The 18,071-nt window shown below is 71.0% G+C and carries 17 protein-coding genes; 8 read left to right on the forward strand and 9 right to left on the reverse strand.

Annotated features, from left to right (window positions below; genetic code table 11):
* The first annotated feature begins 40 nt into the window (after positions 1–40).
* Entirely contained in the window at positions 41–841 is an 801-nt protein-coding gene (locus AOP72_RS02310) for an exodeoxyribonuclease III (RefSeq protein WP_062131844.1), read from the forward strand.
* Between the two features lie 107 nt (positions 842–948).
* The gene (locus tag AOP72_RS02315) at positions 949–1,659 is read left to right on the forward strand and encodes a hypothetical protein (protein ID WP_062131847.1); all 711 of its coding nucleotides are present in this window, start codon (positions 949–951) and stop codon (positions 1,657–1,659) included.
* A 67-nt stretch (positions 1,660–1,726) separates the two neighbouring features.
* Here the strand turns inward: AOP72_RS02315 and AOP72_RS02320 are convergent, their stop codons facing one another.
* Positions 1,727–2,851, reverse strand: a complete 1,125-nt coding sequence (locus tag AOP72_RS02320; RefSeq protein ID WP_062131850.1) for an Mrp/NBP35 family ATP-binding protein — start codon at positions 2,849–2,851, stop codon at positions 1,727–1,729.
* Between the two features lie 148 nt (positions 2,852–2,999).
* On the opposite strand from AOP72_RS02320, the gene AOP72_RS02325 reads away from it, so the two are divergent.
* Positions 3,000–3,344, forward strand: coding sequence for a hypothetical protein (locus AOP72_RS02325; RefSeq protein ID WP_062131853.1), 345 nt, complete (start codon positions 3,000–3,002; stop codon positions 3,342–3,344).
* A gap of 36 nt (positions 3,345–3,380) precedes the next feature.
* On the opposite strand, the gene AOP72_RS02330 is transcribed toward AOP72_RS02325, so the two are convergent.
* From AOP72_RS02330 to AOP72_RS02340, 3 genes are read right to left on the reverse strand one after another with little or no spacing between them, the layout of a single operon-like run.
* Positions 3,381–3,884, reverse strand: coding sequence for a DUF1003 domain-containing protein (locus AOP72_RS02330; protein WP_062131856.1), 504 nt, complete (start codon positions 3,882–3,884; stop codon positions 3,381–3,383).
* Positions 3,885–5,171 (reverse strand): magnesium transporter MgtE N-terminal domain-containing protein, encoded by a 1,287-nt coding sequence (locus AOP72_RS02335; protein WP_062136701.1) that lies wholly within the window; start codon positions 5,169–5,171, stop codon positions 3,885–3,887.
* Positions 5,172–5,230: 59 nt separating this feature from the next.
* Positions 5,231–6,649, reverse strand: a complete 1,419-nt coding sequence (locus tag AOP72_RS02340; protein WP_084631155.1) for a pyridoxal phosphate-dependent decarboxylase family protein — start codon at positions 6,647–6,649, stop codon at positions 5,231–5,233.
* A 97-nt stretch (positions 6,650–6,746) separates the two neighbouring features.
* Between AOP72_RS02340 and AOP72_RS02345 the strand changes: the two genes are divergently transcribed.
* Positions 6,747–8,147 carry an aminotransferase-like domain-containing protein gene (locus AOP72_RS02345; protein WP_062131859.1) on the forward strand — a complete coding sequence of 467 codons (1,401 nt, stop codon included), beginning with the start codon at positions 6,747–6,749 and terminating at the stop codon, positions 8,145–8,147.
* A gap of 87 nt (positions 8,148–8,234) precedes the next feature.
* Here the strand turns inward: AOP72_RS02345 and AOP72_RS02350 are convergent, their stop codons facing one another.
* From AOP72_RS02350 to AOP72_RS02365, 3 genes are all read right to left on the reverse strand, one after another.
* Positions 8,235–9,215 carry an LLM class flavin-dependent oxidoreductase gene (locus AOP72_RS02350; RefSeq protein ID WP_062131862.1) on the reverse strand — a complete coding sequence of 327 codons (981 nt, stop codon included), beginning with the start codon at positions 9,213–9,215 and terminating at the stop codon, positions 8,235–8,237.
* Positions 9,216–9,304: 89 nt separating this feature from the next.
* Complete coding sequence (locus tag AOP72_RS02355) at positions 9,305–10,801, reverse strand: hypothetical protein (RefSeq protein WP_062131864.1); 1,497 nt, start codon at positions 10,799–10,801, stop codon at positions 9,305–9,307.
* Between the two features lie 269 nt (positions 10,802–11,070).
* A complete protein-coding gene (locus AOP72_RS02365; protein WP_062131870.1) occupies positions 11,071–12,444 on the reverse strand; it encodes an aminopeptidase P family protein in 1,374 nt (457 codons plus the stop codon).
* A gap of 61 nt (positions 12,445–12,505) precedes the next feature.
* Here AOP72_RS02365 and AOP72_RS02370 point away from each other — a divergent pair, with 61 nt between their 5' ends.
* The gene (locus AOP72_RS02370) at positions 12,506–13,342 is read left to right on the forward strand and encodes a PHP domain-containing protein (RefSeq protein WP_062131873.1); all 837 of its coding nucleotides are present in this window, start codon (positions 12,506–12,508) and stop codon (positions 13,340–13,342) included.
* A gap of 88 nt (positions 13,343–13,430) precedes the next feature.
* On the opposite strand, the gene AOP72_RS02375 is transcribed toward AOP72_RS02370, so the two are convergent.
* A complete protein-coding gene (locus AOP72_RS02375) occupies positions 13,431–15,068 on the reverse strand; it encodes a DEAD/DEAH box helicase (RefSeq protein WP_062131876.1) in 1,638 nt (545 codons plus the stop codon).
* 201 nt (positions 15,069–15,269) lie between these two features.
* On the opposite strand from AOP72_RS02375, the gene AOP72_RS02380 reads away from it, so the two are divergent.
* Positions 15,270–15,776, forward strand: a complete 507-nt coding sequence (locus AOP72_RS02380; RefSeq protein WP_062131879.1) for a gluconokinase — start codon at positions 15,270–15,272, stop codon at positions 15,774–15,776.
* Between the two features lie 18 nt (positions 15,777–15,794).
* Here the strand turns inward: AOP72_RS02380 and AOP72_RS02385 are convergent, their stop codons facing one another.
* Positions 15,795–16,013: a DUF3107 domain-containing protein gene (locus AOP72_RS02385; RefSeq protein WP_062131881.1), complete on the reverse strand. Its 219-nt coding sequence runs from the start codon at positions 16,011–16,013 to the stop codon at positions 15,795–15,797.
* A gap of 50 nt (positions 16,014–16,063) precedes the next feature.
* On the opposite strand from AOP72_RS02385, the gene AOP72_RS02390 reads away from it, so the two are divergent.
* Together AOP72_RS02390 and AOP72_RS02395 are read left to right on the forward strand one after the other, a co-directional pair.
* The gene (locus AOP72_RS02390; protein ID WP_193746334.1) at positions 16,064–17,017 is read left to right on the forward strand and encodes a DUF3152 domain-containing protein; all 954 of its coding nucleotides are present in this window, start codon (positions 16,064–16,066) and stop codon (positions 17,015–17,017) included.
* A gap of 50 nt (positions 17,018–17,067) precedes the next feature.
* Positions 17,068–18,042 (forward strand): DUF368 domain-containing protein, encoded by a 975-nt coding sequence (locus tag AOP72_RS02395; RefSeq protein ID WP_084631157.1) that lies wholly within the window; start codon positions 17,068–17,070, stop codon positions 18,040–18,042.
* Positions 18,043–18,071: the final 29 nt, after the last annotated feature.

Consider the following 18,071-nt stretch of genomic DNA (forward strand, 5'->3'; position numbering starts at 1 on the left):
GCCGCACAGCGAGAACGAACAATCCGAACGAGGAGTGCAGATGAGAATCGCATCGGTGAATGTCAACGGCGTGCGCGCCGCCGCACGCAAGGGCATGGGCGACTGGCTCGCGCAGTCCGCTCCCGATGTGGTGTGCCTCCAGGAGGTGCGGGCCCCGCTCGACATCACCGCTCCGCTCGTGGGTGCGGAATGGCACGTGGTCGAGCAGGCATGCGAGATCAAGGGCCGGGCGGGCGTGGCCATCGCTTCGCGGTCCGCACTCACCGATGTTCTCGCCGGGGTCGACGCGCTCGGCGGCATCATGGATGAGCCGGTCCACACCGGCCGGTGGATCGAGGCGACCGTGGAGTCGCCCTCAGGCCCCGTGCGCGTGGTCTCGACCTACCAGCACTCCGGCACCGCAGGCACGCCGTCGATGGACGACAAGTACGCGCTGCTCGACGCCTCCACTGAGCGCATGGCGGCGCTCCGCGAGCAGTACGACCGCGTGGTCGTGATGGGTGACATCAACATCGCCCACACGGAGCGCGACATCAAGAACTGGAAGGGCAACCTCAAGTCGGCTGGCTTCCTGCCGGAGGAGCGGGCCTACCTGGATCGCTGGGCCGAGGCCGGATGGGTGGACGTCCACCGCACTCTGGCAGGCGACCGCGAAGGCCCATACACGTGGTGGTCGATGCGCGGCAAGGCGTTCGACAACGACGCAGGCTGGCGCATCGACTACCACTACGCGTCCCCGGCGCTCGCCGACACGGCGACCGATGCACGGGTGGACCGGCAGGAGTCCTGGGATGCGCGCTGGACGGATCACGCGCCGCTCGTCGTCGACTACGCGCTCTAGGCGCGACGCCCGCCCCTGCTGCGCGAGGAGCTCCTGAGGCGACTCGGCGAGGTCGCTCGCCTGCCCGGCGTAGCATGGGCGTACACGACGCTCCAGGAGGACTTGTCATGGCCGACACCACGCCCGAGCCGACGGCTCCCGAGCCCGGGGATGGCACGGCGCCGAAGCCGGCTGCCCGCAAGAAGGCCCCCGCCCGAAAGCCGGCAGCGAAGCGAGCGCCAGCGTCGCGCACGAGCGCACGGGCATCGTCATCGCCTGCTCAGTCCGAGGCCGCCAGAGCGCCAGAGGTGACGGCGACCCGTGACACGGAGCCCGCGCCCGCATCGGCCGCCGCGGATGACGTGCACCCGGAGCCCGCTCCACACGACGGCGCTCGCCGCGACCACTCGATCCTCGACTCCGTGCGCGCGAACCCGATGGGTCCGCTGACCGCCGGCCTGATCGTCGCGATCGCCGTGGGGCTGCTGTTGTCGGTGCTCGTGCCGAACGACCCCTCGGCGCTGGCGATGGTGATTCTCGGCACGCTGCTCGCGGCGGCCGTCGGGTTCGCGGTGCGCTACCTGTCCGCCCCCGCCGAGCGCGGGCTGCGACGCCAGGTGGAGGCGCTCATCGCCACAGCTGTCGGCGTCCACCTGATGTCCGTGACGGGCACCGTCGGCGGTGAGATCCCGTTGCTCTCGGACCTGGGCGCCGCTGGCCCCGGCTTCAACGAGGCGCTGCTGGTCGCCTTCGCCACCCCTGCGGTCTCGACGGGCGCGCTGCTCGCAGGTCTCACCGCGGCGATCATCGTGGGCTGGGCCCGCTCGCACGACCGCTGAGGCATGCGGGGGTCGCGCTGACGTCAGTGCGTCTCACGACCTGCTGCGAGCGAGAGCGCCGTGGCGGTCAACGTGAGACGGGCGTGACTCCCAGCGACTTCCCGGCCAGTCCGCGCTTGCGAGCCCCGAGCGTGCGTGCCATGCCGATGAGTGCCTGCGACGCCACCGACTCGGGGTCCGAGATGACCACGGGGGTGCCGCTGTCGCCAGCCTCGCGGGCGGTGATGTCGAGCGGGACCTGACCCAGCAGCGGCACCGATGTGCCCAGGGTCTTCGAGAGGCGATCCGCGACGATCTGGCCGCCGCCCTCGCCGAACAGGGGCAGCCGTGATCCGTCGGGCTGCTCGAGCCACGACATGTTCTCGATGACGCCCACCACGCTCTGCGAGGTCTGGGTCGCGATCGACCCCGCGCGCTCGGCGACTCCTGACGCGGCCGCCTGCGGGGTGGTGACGACGACGAGTTCGGCGTGGGGGAGCAGCTGGGCCACCGAGATGGCGATGTCGCCGGTGCCGGGGGGAAGGTCGAGCAGCAGCACGTCGAGGTCGCCCCAGTAGACGTCCGCGAGGAACTGTTCGATCGCCCGATGCAGCATGGGTCCGCGCCACACGACGGGCTGGCCTTCGGGCACGAACATGCCGATCGACACGGCCTTGACCTCGTGCGCGATGGGCGGCAGCAGCATGTCGTCGAGGCGCGTGGGCTGGCCCTCGACGCCGAGCATGCCGGGGATGGAGAAGCCGAAGATGTCCGCGTCCAACACGCCCACCTTGAGGCCGTCGGCGGCCATGGCGGCGGCGAGGTTGGCGGTCACGGTCGACTTGCCCACCCCGCCCTTGCCCGAGGCGATCGCGTAGATGCGCGTCATGTTGCCGGGCTTGGTGAACTGGATCACGGGTTCGGGCTTGCCGCCGCGGAGCTTGGAGCGCAGCTCGAGGCGCTGCTCCTCGCTCATCACGCCCAGCTCGATGCGCACCTCGGTGACCCCGGAGACCTTGGCGGCGGCGCCCTTGACGTCGTCCGTGATGCGCTCCTTCATGGGGCACCCAGCCGTGGTGAGGTCGATGCCGATCAGGGCGATGCTGCCGTCCAGATCGACCGAGCGCACCATCCCGATCTCAGTGATGGGGCGGCGGATCTCGGGGTCGATCACCTTCGAGAGGGCGTCGCGGAGCTGGGTCTCGGTAGGCATTGTTCCATCGTAGGCGCTGTGCGCGAGGGCACGGCACGGCCGATGCGGGGGGATCGGCACACTCGGACCGCTCCCAGGCCTTGTGGTCGGCGGGCAGCGCGTGCCACTCTGGGCGCGTCATCGGTGGCACCGCTGACGGGAGGGCCTCGTGGCCGACAATCCGACGTACTACCCCGATGGTGCGCATGCCGCGCCGCGACGGGATTCCGCAGTGCCGGAGTGGCTGAGGCTCGCGAGCGCGCTCGACCCGCTCGCCCCAGGCGCTGACGGCTTCGCGTCGACCGCGCTCGCCGACGACCGTGACTCGGCCCCGGCATCGGCCGGAGGCCGGCATCGAGCGACACGCATGGCCGCAGCCATCCTCGTGCTCGTCGGGTGCGCCCTGGTGGGCGTGATCGCAGAGACGGGGGTCTTCGTGAGGGGCGTCTCACTCGCTGCGGCGGTCGCCACGGCGTGGTGGGCGGGCGTCACGGTCCGGGTTCGCCGCCGCTGACGCGGGCCGGTCGCACCGACGACGTCGTGCGTGACGTCAGCGCCTGCGGTCGTCCCCGGCGTTCTTGTCGAGATCCTGGAGGTCCTCGAGCAGCGACCGCAGCTCGGAACGCACGAAGTCGCGCGTGGCGGTCTCGTTGATCGCCTGCCGCAGCGAGGCGACCTCGCGCGCCAGGTACTCGGTGTCTGCGAGGGATCGCTCGGCGCGCTGGCGGTCCTGCTCGGCGGAGACGCGGTCCCGGTCGTCCTGCCGATTCTGCGCCAGCAGGATGAGCGGCGCCGCATACGAGGCCTGGAGCGACAGCATCAGCGTGAGCGCGGTGTAGCCATTGGCGGCGTTGTCGAACCGCAGTCCCTCGGGGGCCCAGGTGTTCCAGATGAGCCACACGATGACGAACACCGTGAGGTACACCAGGAATCTGGGCGTGCCCAGGAACCGGGCGATGCCCTCGGAGATCGCGCCGAACCTGTCGGATTTGCGGGGACGGCGCAGCCCGAACCGATGGTTCTCGGCCTTGGGGCGGTCGAGACGGTCGGCCACTTACGCCACCCCCGGCTTCTCTGAGTCGTCGAGGTGCTCATCCACGTGTTCGCGCCAGTCGCGGGGCAGCAGGTGGTCGAGCACGTCGTCGATCGAGATGGCGCCCAGGAGACGGTGGTCCTCGTCGACGACCGGCAGCGCGAGGATGTCGTACGCGGCCATGCGTCGCGAGACCTCCGCCAGGGAATCCTGCGCCCCCAGCGGCTCGATGGCGGGGTCCACGTAGGATCCGATGAGCTCGTGTGGCGCCTCGCGCAGCAGGCGCTGAAGATGCACCAGGCCGATGTAGCGGCCGGTCGGCGTCTCGAGGGGCGGCCTCACCACGAACACCATGGAGGCGAGCGCGGGCGGCATCTCCTGCTTGCGCACCAGGGACAGGCAGCTCGCGACGGAGGTCTCGGGGCCCACGATCACCGGCTCGGTGGTCATCAGTCCGCCGGCCGTGTCGTCCTCGTAGCCGAGCAGCTGACGCACCTGCTCCGCGTCCTCGGGCTCCATGAGCTGAAGCAGCGCCTGCGCCTGCGCGGCGGGCAGGTCGCCCAGCAGGTCGGCGGCGTCGTCGCGGTCCATCGCCTCGAGGACGTCCGCGGCTCGGTCCGACTGCAGGGTGCCGAGCAGGGCGATCTGCTCGTCCTCGGGGAGCTCTTCGAGGACGTCGGCAAGTCGCTCGTCGTCGAGCGCTGCGGCGATCTCCGCTGAGCGTTCGGGGGACATCTCCATGAGCGCCGCCGCGAGATCGGCGGGCTTGTGGTCGGCGAAGGTCTGGATCACGAGGTGCGCTCCCTGGACCTCGTCGCGCCTCATCAGTCCCGTGACCTCGTCGATCTCGACCACGACCGCCTCGCCGCGCCGGGAGAACCCGAGCACGCCCTTGCGCCTCGCGGCCTTGCGCACATAGAGCTTCGACACCGCCCACGTGCCGCCGCGCATCGGCTCGATGGCGACGTCCTCGATGAGGGCCTTGTCGCCGCCGTCCTTGAGGGTGACGGACCGCTCGAACAGTTCAGCGATGGCGAGGGTCTCCGACGCGCGCGCCTTGAATCGGCGCAGGTTCAGGACGCCAGTGCAGATCACCTGTCCCGGCACGATCGATGTCACGCGCGTCAGGGGCAGGAACACGCGGCGCCGTCCTGGCACCTCGACCACGAGGCCCACGGCCACCGGCGCGGCGCTCCGGCGCAGCAGGATCACGACGTCGCGCACCCGGCCCACGGCGTCCCCGATGGGGTCGAAGACGGTCGTGCCCGCGAGGCGCGCGACGTAGACCCGCTCGGCTGAGGTGCTCATGGCCACAGCCTAACGGCGCGCATGCCCGCCCGAGGCGAGCCCGGGCGGGCGCCGCGACGTCAGCCGCGCACCGCTCGCCAGCACCTCAGCATCGCGGTCGCAGAGGCGTCCACATCGTCTCGTGTGGTCGCGGCGTCGGAGACCGAGATGCGCATCGCGGCGCGTCCCTTCCAGACCGACGAGCCGGCCCACGCCGTGCCGTCCTCCTGAAGCGCGGCGGTCACCGCCGCCGTCTCGTGCTCATCGCCGAAGGCCACCAGCACCTGGTTGAGAGCGACCGGCGCGAGCAGCTCAGCCCCGCCGGCCGTCAGCAGCTCGGCGAAGCGCTGCGCGTGCGCGCACGAGCGCTCGATGAGCTCTGCGAGTCCGTCTCGTCCGTGAGACGCGAGCATCGCCCACGTCTCCACGGCGCGGGCGCGCTGAGACATCTGGATGCCGCGGTGCATGGGGGAGTCGTGAGCGGCGCTCAGGTACGCCGCCGTGCCCGCCATCGCACGCTCGAGGTCGCGTGGATCGCGCACCGCCACGAACCCGGAGTCGTAGGGGACATTGAGCCACTTGTGGGCATCGGTCGCCCACGAGTCGGCTCGTTCGACGCCTCGCACCTGGGCGCGCAGCTGGGGCGAAGCCGCCGCCCACAGTCCGAACGCGCCGTCCACGTGGACCCACCCGCCGCGCTCGCGCACGCCGGGGATGATCGCCTCGAAGGGATCGGACGCGCCAGTATTGACGTTGCCAGCCTGCAGCAGCACCAGGGTGAGGTGATCGGTGTCCTGGGGGAAGGCCTCGGCGATGATCGCGCCGGTGCCGTCGGTGGGCACGCGCTCGATCTGCGCCTCGCCGAACCCTGCGAGCCGGAGCGCCTTGAGCACGGACAGGTGCGCCTCCTCTCCGACGATGATGCGCAGGGCCGGGGCGCCGGCGAGACCGTCTCTTCCGACGTCCCGGCCCTGGCGTGCGTAGAGCGCGTCGCGAGCGGCGATGATGCCGGTGAGGTTCGCGACCGTCGCTCCCGCATTGAACGCGCCGGCGGCCGTGGAGGGCAGGCCGAGCGCGTCGATCACCCAACCGCGAGCGACCTCGTCGAGGACGGCTGCGGCGGGCGACATGATGGTGCCTCCCACATTCTGGTCCCACGCGCCCGCAAGGATCGACGCGGCGTGGGCGGCGGGATCGGTGCCGCCATTGACGAAGCCGAAGTACCGGCCGTGAGTGGACACGACGGTCGCAGGTGAGCCGAAGGCGTCGAGCTCCGCGAGCACGTCGCGGGCCGGGATCGGCTCGTCCTGCAGGGGCCGACGGAAGGCGTCGAGTGCTGCGACCGCCTCGGCGGTCGGGTGCACCGGACGGTGGGAGGCGCCGGCGACATACGAGCCGGCACGCCGAGCCGCCTCGGTGATGAGGCTGATGCGCTCGCGGGATCGCCCGAGGGACTGCGGGTTCGTGTGGACGTGCAAGAGGGGATCGGTGGTGGTCATGCCATCAAGCCTGGCCGTACTGGACCCCCGATGAAAGAGCCAGTGTGTGACCAGGTGGCTCTTGTCGTGAGGTGCCAGTTTCGGGTGGAATGGCTCCATGCGCACCACAGCAGATCAGCTCCGCGACGTCCTCGACCACTGGCAGTCCGGCACCGGGCCCCTCTACGCCCAGCTCGCCGACGCGATCGTCTCCCTCGCGGAGGCAGGGTCGCTCGACTACGGGACCAAGCTCCCGTCGGAGCGCGCCCTCGCGACCAGCCTTCATCTGTCTCGCAATACGGTGACCGCGGCGTACCAGCGTCTGCGCGACGAGGAGTGGCTCGAGGTGCGCGCCGGCGCCGCGCCCACCCTCGGATCGCGCGCCCGGGGACTGGACGCGATGAGCGACGAGGACCGCTTCGCCAGGATTCTTCCGACGGGGCGCGCGCCGCTCGTGAGCCTCAGCTCCGCGTGCCCGCCGCCAGCGCCCATCGTCACCGAGGCGCTTCGCGACCCGGGCGCGATGCTCGATGGGGTGCCGGCCCTCGGCACCGGGTACGCGGCCATCGGCGACCCCGAGCTGGTGGCCGCAATCGTCGACCACCTCCGGTCGCGCGGCATCGCCGCCGAGCCGGACGAGGTGGTCGTCACCGCGGGCGGGCAGCAGGCGCTCTGGCTTGCGATCACCGCGGTCGCCGGGCCTCAGTGCCCGGTGGCGCTTGAGTCCGTGACGTACCCGGGGGTGTTCGACGCCATCTCCGCTGCCGGATCCCGACCGCTCGCCCTGCCCATGACGTCGGCAGGCCTCGACGTCACGGCATCCGCGAAGCTGCTGCGGGCCGCTCGCCCCGACGTCGCCTACGTCACCACCTTCCACAACCCCACCGGCACCGCGATGCCGGAGGAGGATGCCGCGCGGCTCGTCGCCGCCGCATCGGCCGTGGGCACCACCGTGATCGACGACCGCATCACGGGAGACCTCGTCCTCGACGGTCAGGCGCGGCCCCCGCTCGCCACGCACTCCGGCGGCGAGAACGTCATCACCATCGGGGGCTTGAGCAAAGTGTTCTGGGGCGGCATGCGCATCGGCTGGCTGCACACGAACGCGACGCTGGCCGCGCAGCTGCGCCACCGCAAGGCCGCCATGGACCTCGGCAGCCCGGCGCTGTTCCAACGCCTCGCCACCCGGTTCCTCACCGAGCACTACGACGAGACCGTACGGTGGCGCATCGGGTCCATGCGTGAGTCGCTCGCGGCGACCGTCGAGGCGATCGACGAGCACGGTCTGGACTGGCGGTTCACGCAGCCGCAAGGTGGTCCGTGCCTGTGGGTCGAGCTGCCGGACGGTGGGGTCGAGCGCTTCGCGTCTCGAGCGGCCGATGCCGGAGTGCCCGTGGCCCCTGCGTCGGCCTTCGAGGTGGTGGCCGGCGCGGCCGGCGCGCACTTCCGGCTTCCTTTCTACCTGCCGCCGGAGGACATGCGCCTGGGCGTGAAGGTGCTCGCCGAGCGAGCGGCGTAGAGCACTGCGCGGGCTGGTGCTGCGCCCTGGTGGGACATGGGTGCCACCATCGGCTCGAATGTGGCACCCATGTCCCGCCAGGACGACCTAGGCGGAGGCGGTCAGCCTCACCGACTCGACCCGCGCATCGGCGCTCATGGCACTGTGCGCCACGATGACCTCGTCGGCGCCCACCTCCCTCGCGAACGTGTCGAGCCACGCGTCCACCTCGTCGCCGGTGCCGATGGCGGTATAGCGCATCATGTCCGCCAACTGCTGGCCCTGAGGCGTCGCCAGGAACGCGTCGATCTCGTCGTCCGAGTACTCGCGTGCCTGAGCGCCACGCTGGATCATGCCGCGCACGCGCCAGCGGCGCGCATGCGTGAACTGCTCGCGCGCATCGGCCTCATCCGCAGCAGCGAAGACGTTCGCTCCGGCGATCACGTATGGCTCGGCCCGCTGCTCCGACGGCTGGAAGCCCGCGCGGTAGGCGGCAACCGCATCGTGCAGCGCGGCGGGTGCGAAGTGGGAGGCGAACGCGTAGGGCAGGCCCAACTGAGCCGCGAGCTGCGCGCCGAAGAGTGATGATCCGAGAATGTACAACGGCACGTGGGTGCCCTTCCCTGGCGTGGCGACGACGCCGTGGACGCGCGACTCGTCGCTCAGGTAGCCCTGCAGCTCGAGCACGTCCTGGGGGAACCGGTCCGATGCGGCGGGGTCTCTGCGCAGGGCCCCGAACACGGCGCGGTCGCCACCGGGCGCGCGCCCGAGCCCGAGATCGATGCGACCGGGGTGGAGCTCGGCGAGTGTGCCGAACTGCTCGGCGATCGCGAGCGGCGAGTGGTTGGGCAGCATCACGCCACCGGCGCCCAGGCGGATCGACTCGGTGTGCGCCGCGATGTGGGCGATCAGCACGCTCGTGGCCGACGAGGCGATGCGCTCCATGTTGTGGTGCTCGGCGTACCAGACGCGCTCGTATCCGGCGGCCTCCGCGGCCTGGGCCAAGGCCACTGAGTGGCGGAAGGAATCGGCGGCGGCTTCGCCCGGCGCGATGGGCGCGAGGTCGAGGATGGACAGGCGTACGGACATGGATCTCCAGCGTGAGCGGTGGGGTTGCTTTGGTGCCAACGCCGAACCCCCGGCGGGTATGCCCGGTGAGTCGGCGCATCGGCCGCCGGTCAGCGCGGCGCGGAGCCGCCCACGGGCTCGGACTCGGGGTCGGGCGTCGCTGCGGACTCCCTCGCGCGCATGATCCGCGACGTGAGGAGGTGGATCGCCATGGCCAGCGCGAAGGCCCCCGCGAACAGCGCCAGCGCCATCACCGGGTTCTCCATGAGGGTGGGGTCGACCACCATGACGGCCGCGAGCACCAGCATGGTGACGCCGGCGAACAGCTTCAGCAGCTCGCCGTGCTTGTCCTGGAGCTTGGTGGCGCGCATCGTGAACACGGCGATGCCGAAGATGATCAGCTCGTCGAGGAGGAACGGGACCATGTAGGCGACGAACAACCCGGCCGTCTCCGCCATCCCCACGCCGTTGGCCTGCAGCATCCCGGTCCACAGCACGGGGAACCCGGCGGTGCAGGGAGTCTCCAGCAGCGACACCCCCACCGCGAGCACGGTGGTCGCGCCCAGGGCGGGCAGGAGCGCCTTCGTGCCGGCGACCTCGCGCATGCGCCTGTAGATGCCGGGCTTGTCCTCCTTGCGGATCGTGAAGGACAGGCCCTTGCCGAACGCGAAGTAGTCCTTGACCGACACGATGCCGAACAAGCCCGCGACGATCGCGACCGCGATCTGAATCCACCCCATGAACCCCACGACCGCGAGAGCCGAGTAGAACGCCGCCATGTACATCGCGTACATGATCGCGGTGACCGTCAGGAACGTGGCGCCGATCGCGAGCACGCGGGGGCGCGACCGGGTGCGCAGCACGATGGCCAGCAGGATCGACAGCACCCACAGCGAGCAGGGGTTGATGCCGTCCACGAAGCCGATCACGATGGTGGAGAACAGCAGCGAGTCGGCGCCGATCGAGACGTCGCCGACGAGCGGGACCTCGATCGTGGTCTCGGGCGGTTCGGAACTGCACAGCCCTTCGTCCTCCGAGCACGTGCCGGCGCCCGCCGTGCCGAACACTCCCGACTGAGGGGCGCTCCCGTTCTCCACGGCGGCGATCGCGCCGGCCATGTCCTGCTCGATCTGATCCGTCCAGCCGATCCACACGCGCTCGCCGATGATCGTCGTCGGCACCGATCCGGCCTCGAATCCCAGGCGCGAGGCCTCCTGGGCGAACAGCTCCTGGTTGGCCTCGTCGTTCCACACCTCGTACTGGACGATCTCGAGGTCGGGGTGCTGCACCTCGACCTCCTCGAGCCAGTGGCGCTCGGCCTCGCAGTTGGGGCAGCCGTCGCCCCAGAACAGCACCAGGTCCGCGTCAGGGTCCACCTCGACGACAGGGGCCGATGCGGGCGCGGGCTCGGTCTCGACGCTCGCCGCGACGAGGGTGAGGGGCTCGCCGGGGCCCGATGCGGACACGGTGGGAGCGGAGTCTTCACCGGCGCTGATGAGCGCGGCGATGGCGTTGCCGCCGGAGAGTGCGAGCAGAATGAAGGCGAGCAGCGCACCGCACAGAATCGCGAGAGCGCGTGGGGCGCGCGTGGCGGGGACGGCGGGCATCGCGGCTCCTTGCCTGAGTCGATGACGGGTGCCGTCAGGCTACGAGCGAGAAGAGCGGGCGCGACGGGCCCTAGGTCCCGCAGGCGCCGGTCAGTACGCGATCCCGATCTTCAGGCCCACGAGGGTGGTCGGTTGCGAGGAACACTGACCGTCAGTGTCGCTATGCGTGCACGTCACGGTGGTGCCGACCGGGCAGAACAGGATGCCGGCGACGAGCGCAACCCACCCCCAGCGCCACCAGGCGCGACGGCGCTCGCTCCACCCGCGCATCACACCCGCCGGTGCGTCCGCATCCAGGCCTCGACCGCGCCGGGCTCTCGGGGCAGCGCCGCCGAGAGGTTCTCGACCCCGCCCTCCGTCACGAGCACGTCGTCCTCGATGCGCACGCCGATGCCACGCAGCTCCGCAGGCACGGCGAGGTCATCGGCCTTGAAATACAGCCCGGGCTCGATGGTGAAGACCATGCCCGGCTCGAGCGGGCCGTCCATGTACAGCTCGCGCTTGGCGGCCGCGCAGTCGTGCACGTCGAGCCCCAGGTGGTGCGACGTGGAGTGCACCATCCAGCGGCGGAACAGCTTGGACTCGGGATTCTGCGCCTCGGGCACGATGCCCCACTCGGTGAGGTGGCGCTCGATGACGTCCATGGCCGCCTCGTGGACGTCTCGGAAGCTGACGCCTGGCCGGGCCGTCGCGAAGGCCGCATCGGCTGCCTCGAGAACCACCTGGTAGACGCGTCGCTGAATGTCAGTGAACTCGCCGTTCACGGGCATGGTGCGGGTGATGTCCGCGGTGTACAGCGACTCCACCTCGACGCCCGCGTCGAGCAGCAACAGGTCGCCCGCGCGCACCTGACCGTGATTGGTGATCCAGTGCAGCGTGGTCGCGTGGGGGCCGGAGGCGGCGATGGTCTCGTAGCCCACCGTATTGCCCTCCTCGCGTGCGTGTCCGTCGAAGGTCGCCTCGACCACGCGCTCGCCGCGCTTGTGGGCCACGGCACGCGGGAGCTCGCCCACGACGCGCTCGAAGCCCGCGATGGTGGCGTCCACTGCATCGCGCAGCTGCTGGATCTCGTACTCGTCCTTGACCAGGCGCATCTCGGCCAGCGCCCGCTTGACTCTCTGGTGCGGGTGTGAGGAGAGCCGGATGCCGCTGGGCAGATCGGACAATGGTGCTGTCGCGATGCCCGTCATCGCCGCGAACTCCTCGAGCCCAGGACGGCGACCGATCCAGAACTCACCGGACCGCGGGTCCGAGTAGAAGCCGTCGTCGTCGCGTCCCGCTGGGGGGATCAGGTAGAGGGTGGAGTCGTGGCCAGCGACCGTGGGCTCCATCACCAGCACCGCGCCGGGCTCGCGATCCGTGCCGAGGCCGGTGAGGTACGCGAAGTCGCGGTCGGGGGAGAAGCGGTAGTCGGTGTCGTTCGACCTCACCTTGAGGTCGCCCGCGGGAGCGACGATGCGGCGGCCGGGGAAGCGCTCGGAGAGACGACGGCGACGCTCGGCGGCGAAGGGGGCGGCGGCCATCGCGGTGGTCTCGAGGTCCTCAGGTTCAGCCCACTCGGAGCCGATCCATGCCTTGAACTCGTCGTTGTCTGGCCGCAGTGCGCGCGCCTTGTTGGTCTTGTTCGGCTGCTCGTCGTTCACGCGACTATGGTCGCACGGCGCACCGCCGCGTTCGCCGCATCGTGCCGCGTACGCTGGCGGAATGCGGATCGACCTCCACACCCACTCGACCGTCTCCGACGGCACGGGCGCGCCTGCTCACGTGATGCGCGAGGCGGCGGAGGCGGGGCTCCACATCGTGGCGCTCACCGATCACGACGCCATCGACGGCTGGAACGAGGCCGCGGCCACGGCGGCCGATGCGGGGCTCGGCTTCGTCCCCGGCATCGAGGTCTCCTGCCGGCATCACGGCATTTCGATCCACCTGCTCAGCTACTGGCATCGCGCGGACGACGCCGACGCGGTTGCCATGCTCGCCCGCACCAGGGAGGCGCGAGTGCTGCGCGCCCGGGAGATCGTCCAGAAGGTCGGCGTCGACTATCCCGTCACATGGGAGGCGGTCGCGGAGCTGGCGGGCGACGCCGCCACCGTGGGCAGGCCGCACATCGCCGATGCGCTCGTGGTCCAGGGGGTCGTGCCCACGCGGGATGAGGCCTTCGAGCACATTCTTGCGGGCAACTCGCGCTACTACGTGCCGCATTACGCGCCTGAGGTGACCGATGCGGTCCGGACGATGCGTGCGGCCGGCGGGGTCACGGTGTTCGCGCACCCGGGCGCCGATGCGCGCGGTCGGATCGTCACCACGTCCGTCATCGAGGCGATGGCGAGGGCCGGGCTGGTGGGACTCGAGATCGATCACCGCGACCACGACGACCGTCAGCGGGAGCGCTTGGCGCGTATCGCGTCGCGGCTGGGCCTGGTGCGCACCGGCGCGAGCGACTATCACGGCACGGGCAAGCGCAACGCCCTGGGAGAGAACCTCACGGACCCGAAGGCATTCCTCGAGCTCGAGAGGGCGCGGGTGAGCCGGGACCGCTGAGCGGTCTCACGGGCGTGGCCGCGTCGGCATCGCTGAGGCGGCGGGCTGGACCATGAGGCCCAGCCCGACCGCGTCAGTCCTGCATCTGTCAGTCCTGCGACTGGGTGGGCTGTCCGCCCTGACCGCCGCTGCGGCGACGGCGACGGTTGCGCTTGCGCGGCTGACCGCCTTCGCCGTCGCGGCTGGGCTGAGGGGACGAGCCGTCCGCTGCGGCCTGCGGGCGGTCCGAGCCGCCCCGCTCGGCGCCCGAGCGCTCCTGACGTCCACGGCCCTCGCCGCGTCCGCCGCCGTCACGCCCACGCCCGCCGCGGTCACGTCCACGGCCCTCGCCGCGTCCGCCGCCCTGGCCGCCGCGTCCACGGTCGCCACGCGCGCCGTCGCGGCCGCCGCGGTCGCCGCCGGGCTTCTTGCCGGTCTCGCCCAGGTCCTCGAGCGTCTCGCCCTCGAGCCCTTCGAGCTTGCGCTCGCTGCGGGGCAGGCGGCCCTTGGTCCCCACGGGGATGTTCAGCTGCTCGTACAGGTGAGGGGAGCTCGAATACGTCTCTTCCGGGTCCGGGTAGCCCAAGTCGAGAGACTTGTCGATCATCGACCAGCGAGGGAGGTCGTCCCAGTCGACGAACGTCACGGCGACGCCCGTCTTGCCGGCTCGGCCCGTGCGGCCGATGCGGTGCAGGTACGTCTTCTCGTCCTCGGGGCACTGGTAGTTCACCACGTGCGTGACGTCGTCGACGTCGATGCCGCGAGCAGCCACGTCGGTCGCCACGAGGACGTCGATCTTGGTGTGGCGGAAGGCGCGCAGCGCCTGCTCGCGGGCGCCCTGCCCCAGGTCTCCGTGCAGTGCTCCGGCGGCGAAACCGCGGTCGCGCAGTTCGTCAGAGACCTTCGCGGCGGTGCGCTTGGTGCGCGCGAACACGATGGTCCTGCCACGGCCCTCGGCCTGCAGGATGCGCGCGAGCACCTCGACCTTGTCCATGGCGTGGGCGCGGTAGAGGAACTGGGTGGTCGCCTTGACCGTGGCGCCGTCGTCATCGGGGTCGGCGGCGCGAATGTGGGTGGGCTGGAGCATGTACCGGCGGGCCAGCTGGACCACGGGTCCGGGCATGGTCGCGGAGAACAGCATGGTGTGGCGCGAGGCGGGCGTCGCGGCGAGCAGACGCTCCACGTCGGGCAGGAACCCGAGGTCGAGCATCTCGTCGGCCTCGTCGAGCACCACCGTGCGGACGTAGCGCAGGTCCAGGTGGCCCTGGTTGAGGAGGTCGATCATGCGACCGGGTGTGCCGACCACGACCTCGACGCCCTTGTTCAGCATGTCGATCTGGGGTTCGTAGGCGCGGCCGCCGTAGATCTGGGCGATCCGGGTGGAGCGCTTCTTGGACGCAGTCTGCAGGTCGCCTGCCACCTGCACTGCAAGCTCGCGGGTGGGCGCGACGACGAGCGCCTGCGGCTTGCCGGGAGCATCGAGCTCGTCGTAGCCGGGCTCGCCCGGGGAGACGGTCCTGTGCAGCAGCGGCACGCCGAAGCCGAGGGTCTTGCCGGTTCCGGTCTTGGCCTGGCCGATGATGTCGTGGCCGCCGAGCGCGACCGGCAGGGTCATCGCCTGGATCGGGAACGGGTTCACGATGCCGCCCTCGGCGAGGGCCTCGACGATCAGTGGGTTGATCTTGAAGTCCGCGAAGCTCTGGTCCGCGGTATGCACGCTGGCGTGCGTCTGAGTGGTCTCAGTCATGGTGGAGAACGATCCTTGGGTGATTTGCGGGCGCGGGATGTCGCGTCCTGTCGGCGGGCAGCCGATCGCGAATCATTGTCCTTGCGGCCTTCGCTATCTCCAGCGGCACCGCGCTTCCATGACGACCGGTCAGCCCCGGGTCGCGTTCATTCTAGCCCCCGTGGCGTCCAGTGGCCAGGAACCCCGTCTACGCTAGCGCACATGCGCGTGGTGGTGATGGGTGTGACGGGGTGCGGAAAGTCGACCGTAGGGATGCGACTTGCGCACGAACTGAAGGCCGAGTTCTGCGACGGCGACGACCTTCATTCGTCGACGGCCGTCGCGAAGATGGCTGCCGGCATTCCGCTGACGGACGAGGACCGGTGGCCGTGGCTCGACGCGGTGGCCACGTGGCTCGAGCGGCATGACCGCGGCGTCGTCGCGTGCTCGGCACTGAAGCGGGTCTACCGCGACTGCATCCGCGACGTCGCGGGGGACTCTGTGGTGTTCGTCCACCTCGCCGCGCCGCAGAGCGTGCTCGAGCCCCGGGTGCGCAGGCGTGCCGAGTACGAAGGGCACTTCGCTCCGCCCGGGCTGTTGGACTCGCAGTACGCGGTGCTCGAGCCCCTCGAGGCCGATGAGCTGGGCGGCAAGGTGCCGGTGCACCGGCACTCTCCCGAAGGCGCGACGCTGGTCGCTCGGTCCATCGTCGACTCCGTGCGCCGCTAGTGCGATGAGGGGGCGGGCTCAGGCGTTGAAGCCCACGCGCCGCTTGGTCTCCTCGCCGATCTCCACATAGCCCAACGATCCCGACGGGACCACGACCCGGCGGCCCTTGTCGTCGGTGAGGTCGAGAGTGGCTCCCGCCACCGCTGCTGACACCGCCTCGGCCACCGCATCGGCCGTCATGTCGGACTCGATCACGATCTCACGGGAGACGTTCTGAACGCCGATCCTGACTTCCACGCTGACCTCCTGGGGTCTGTTCACTGCTGACTACTGATTATCGTAGGGGGGTGAGTGACGGCGGCAGACGCGTGTTCGCGGGCAGGGGAATCTCCCTGCCCACCCTCGGATCCATCGCCCTCGTCGTACTCGTCGCCTTTGGCGCGGGCATCGGCGTGGGCTGGGGGACGGGTCTCGTCGCCGACCGCCTCGCCGCGCCGGAGCCCAGTGTCTCCCCGACGCCGAGCGCATCGGCCACGCCCACCATCGAGGTGAGCATCCCCCCACTCGACCCGATCGATCGGGAACTGGACGAGGCGGACCTGCAGGCGGGCCTGACCACGCTCGACGTCGTGCGCGAAGGCGACGGCAGCTTCGCGACGGTCACCACCGACGGCGAACCCTCCGGCGGCGGCGCCTCGGTGCGCTGGGTGCGAGTCGAGTACGAAGAGGGGCTGAACGCGGACGGGACCGCCTTGGGCGAGTTCGTGCTCGACACCCTCAACGATCCGCGGGGGTGGGGAGCCAGGGGGCGCTTCGAGTTCGTGCCCACCGGTGGAGCCCCCGACCTCCGCATCGTCCTCGCGAGCCCGTACACGGCCGCCGCGACATGTCGCGACGCCCATGCGACCGCCCCGGCCGGAGCGCTCGTCGACGCATCCGCGACGCCGGAGTCGGCGGTCGACCCGTCCGCGGCCGCATCGGCCGACCCGGATGCCTCCGCCGAGGTGACCAGCTGCGCGGACCAGGGCCTGGTGATGCTCAACCACTACGACTGGATGGCGGGAATCGACGCCTACGGCGACGACCGTTCCGGCGCCCGGGCCTACCTGGTCAACCACTTCGTCGGGCACGCGCTGGGCGATGAGGACGTCGAGTGCACGTCCGGCCGCGCGCAGGTCATGGCCGACCAGGGCGAGCTGTCCGACGACTGCGAGCCGAATCCGTGGCCGTGGCCGGACGAGCCGGTGCCGGATCCCAGCCCCTCGGCCGATGCCACGGCTGCCACCCGCGACGACGCGTAGGACGCGCCGTCAGGGGTGGCGCGGCGGGACGCGTCGGTAGACTCCCGGGCATGCCTGACCTCGCGCCCGCCGACCACTCCGCGCCCAGCCGTCGGCGTCGCCTCGGCACCGCCGGACTCAACGTCCTGCGCGGCGGCGTGATTGGCGCCGTCGAGGTCGTCCCCGGAGTCTCCGGCGGCACGCTCGCTCTCGTCGTCGGGGTCTACGAGACCCTCATCGCCTCCGCAGGCGAGTTGGTGCGGGGAGCCGTCGCCGGTGCCACCGCACCGCTGCGTCGCACCGGGATGGACCGCTCACGTGCGCACTTCGCACGCGTGCGCTGGGGCGTGCTGGTCCCGCTGGGGCTCGGCATGCTCACCGCGATCGTTCTCGTCTCCGCGACGCTCGCGCCGCTGATCGAGGACCACCCGGTGCAGACACGGGCGCTGTTCGCCGGGCTGATCGTCGCCTCGCTGATCGTTCCCGCGCGCATGGTGGGTCGGTGGAGGGCGCGCGAGGTGCTCGTCGCCGTCGTGGGTGCTGTCGCGGCGTTCTGGCTGACGGGGCTGACCGGCGTCGAGCGCGCCGACCCGTCGCTGTGGCTCGTCCTGGGGGCGGCGTCCCTCGCCGTGTGCGCACTCGTGCTGCCGGGCGTCTCCGGCTCCTTCCTGCTGCTGGTGCTCGGGATGTACGCGTCGACGCTCGCCGCCGTCAACGATCGCGACCTGGCCTACCTGGGCGTCTTCGCCGCGGGTGCCGTCATGGGCCTCGCGGTGTTCGTCACGGGACTGCAGTGGATGCTCGCTCACCACCATGCGCTGACGCTCGCGACGATGACGGGCCTGATGCTGGGTTCGCTCCGTGCGCTGTGGCCCTGGCAGGGTGACGACGCGTCTCTGCAGGCGCCGGCGGGCGACCTGCTGCCCGTGATCGTGCTGTTCGTGGTGGGGATCGCGGCCGTCGGCGCGCTGCTCGTGCTCGAGCACGTCGCGTCCCGCCGCACCGATGCAGCCCTGCAGACCACCGGTGCCACGGCGGACCGCTGACACCGTGGCCGTCGCCTGCATGTCGGAAC

This window comes from Demequina aestuarii, assembly GCF_000975095.1.
GTDB lineage: Bacteria > Actinomycetota > Actinomycetes > Actinomycetales > Demequinaceae > Demequina > Demequina aestuarii.

What these genes read in the sequence shown, in the direction of transcription:
- AOP72_RS02375 (WP_062131876.1), bottom strand. Translation starts at nt 15,068, where the DNA reads ATGACTGAGACCACTCAGACGCACGCCAGCGTGCATACCGCGGACCAG.
- AOP72_RS02340 (WP_084631155.1), bottom strand. Translation starts at nt 6,649, where the DNA reads ATGACCACCACCGATCCCCTCTTGCACGTCCACACGAACCCGCAGTCC.
- AOP72_RS02395 (WP_084631157.1), top strand. Translation starts at nt 17,068, where the DNA reads ATGCCTGACCTCGCGCCCGCCGACCACTCCGCGCCCAGCCGTCGGCGT.
- AOP72_RS02380 (WP_062131879.1), top strand. Translation starts at nt 15,270, where the DNA reads ATGCGCGTGGTGGTGATGGGTGTGACGGGGTGCGGAAAGTCGACCGTA.
- AOP72_RS02310 (WP_062131844.1), top strand. Translation starts at nt 41, where the DNA reads ATGAGAATCGCATCGGTGAATGTCAACGGCGTGCGCGCCGCCGCACGC.
- AOP72_RS02355 (WP_062131864.1), bottom strand. Translation starts at nt 10,801, where the DNA reads ATGCCCGCCGTCCCCGCCACGCGCGCCCCACGCGCTCTCGCGATTCTG.
- AOP72_RS02335 (WP_062136701.1), bottom strand. Translation starts at nt 5,171, where the DNA reads ATGAGCACCTCAGCCGAGCGGGTCTACGTCGCGCGCCTCGCGGGCACG.
- AOP72_RS02350 (WP_062131862.1), bottom strand. Translation starts at nt 9,215, where the DNA reads ATGTCCGTACGCCTGTCCATCCTCGACCTCGCGCCCATCGCGCCGGGC.
- AOP72_RS02315 (WP_062131847.1), top strand. Translation starts at nt 949, where the DNA reads ATGGCCGACACCACGCCCGAGCCGACGGCTCCCGAGCCCGGGGATGGC.
- AOP72_RS02370 (WP_062131873.1), top strand. Translation starts at nt 12,506, where the DNA reads ATGCGGATCGACCTCCACACCCACTCGACCGTCTCCGACGGCACGGGC.
- AOP72_RS02345 (WP_062131859.1), top strand. Translation starts at nt 6,747, where the DNA reads ATGCGCACCACAGCAGATCAGCTCCGCGACGTCCTCGACCACTGGCAG.
- AOP72_RS02320 (WP_062131850.1), bottom strand. Translation starts at nt 2,851, where the DNA reads ATGCCTACCGAGACCCAGCTCCGCGACGCCCTCTCGAAGGTGATCGAC.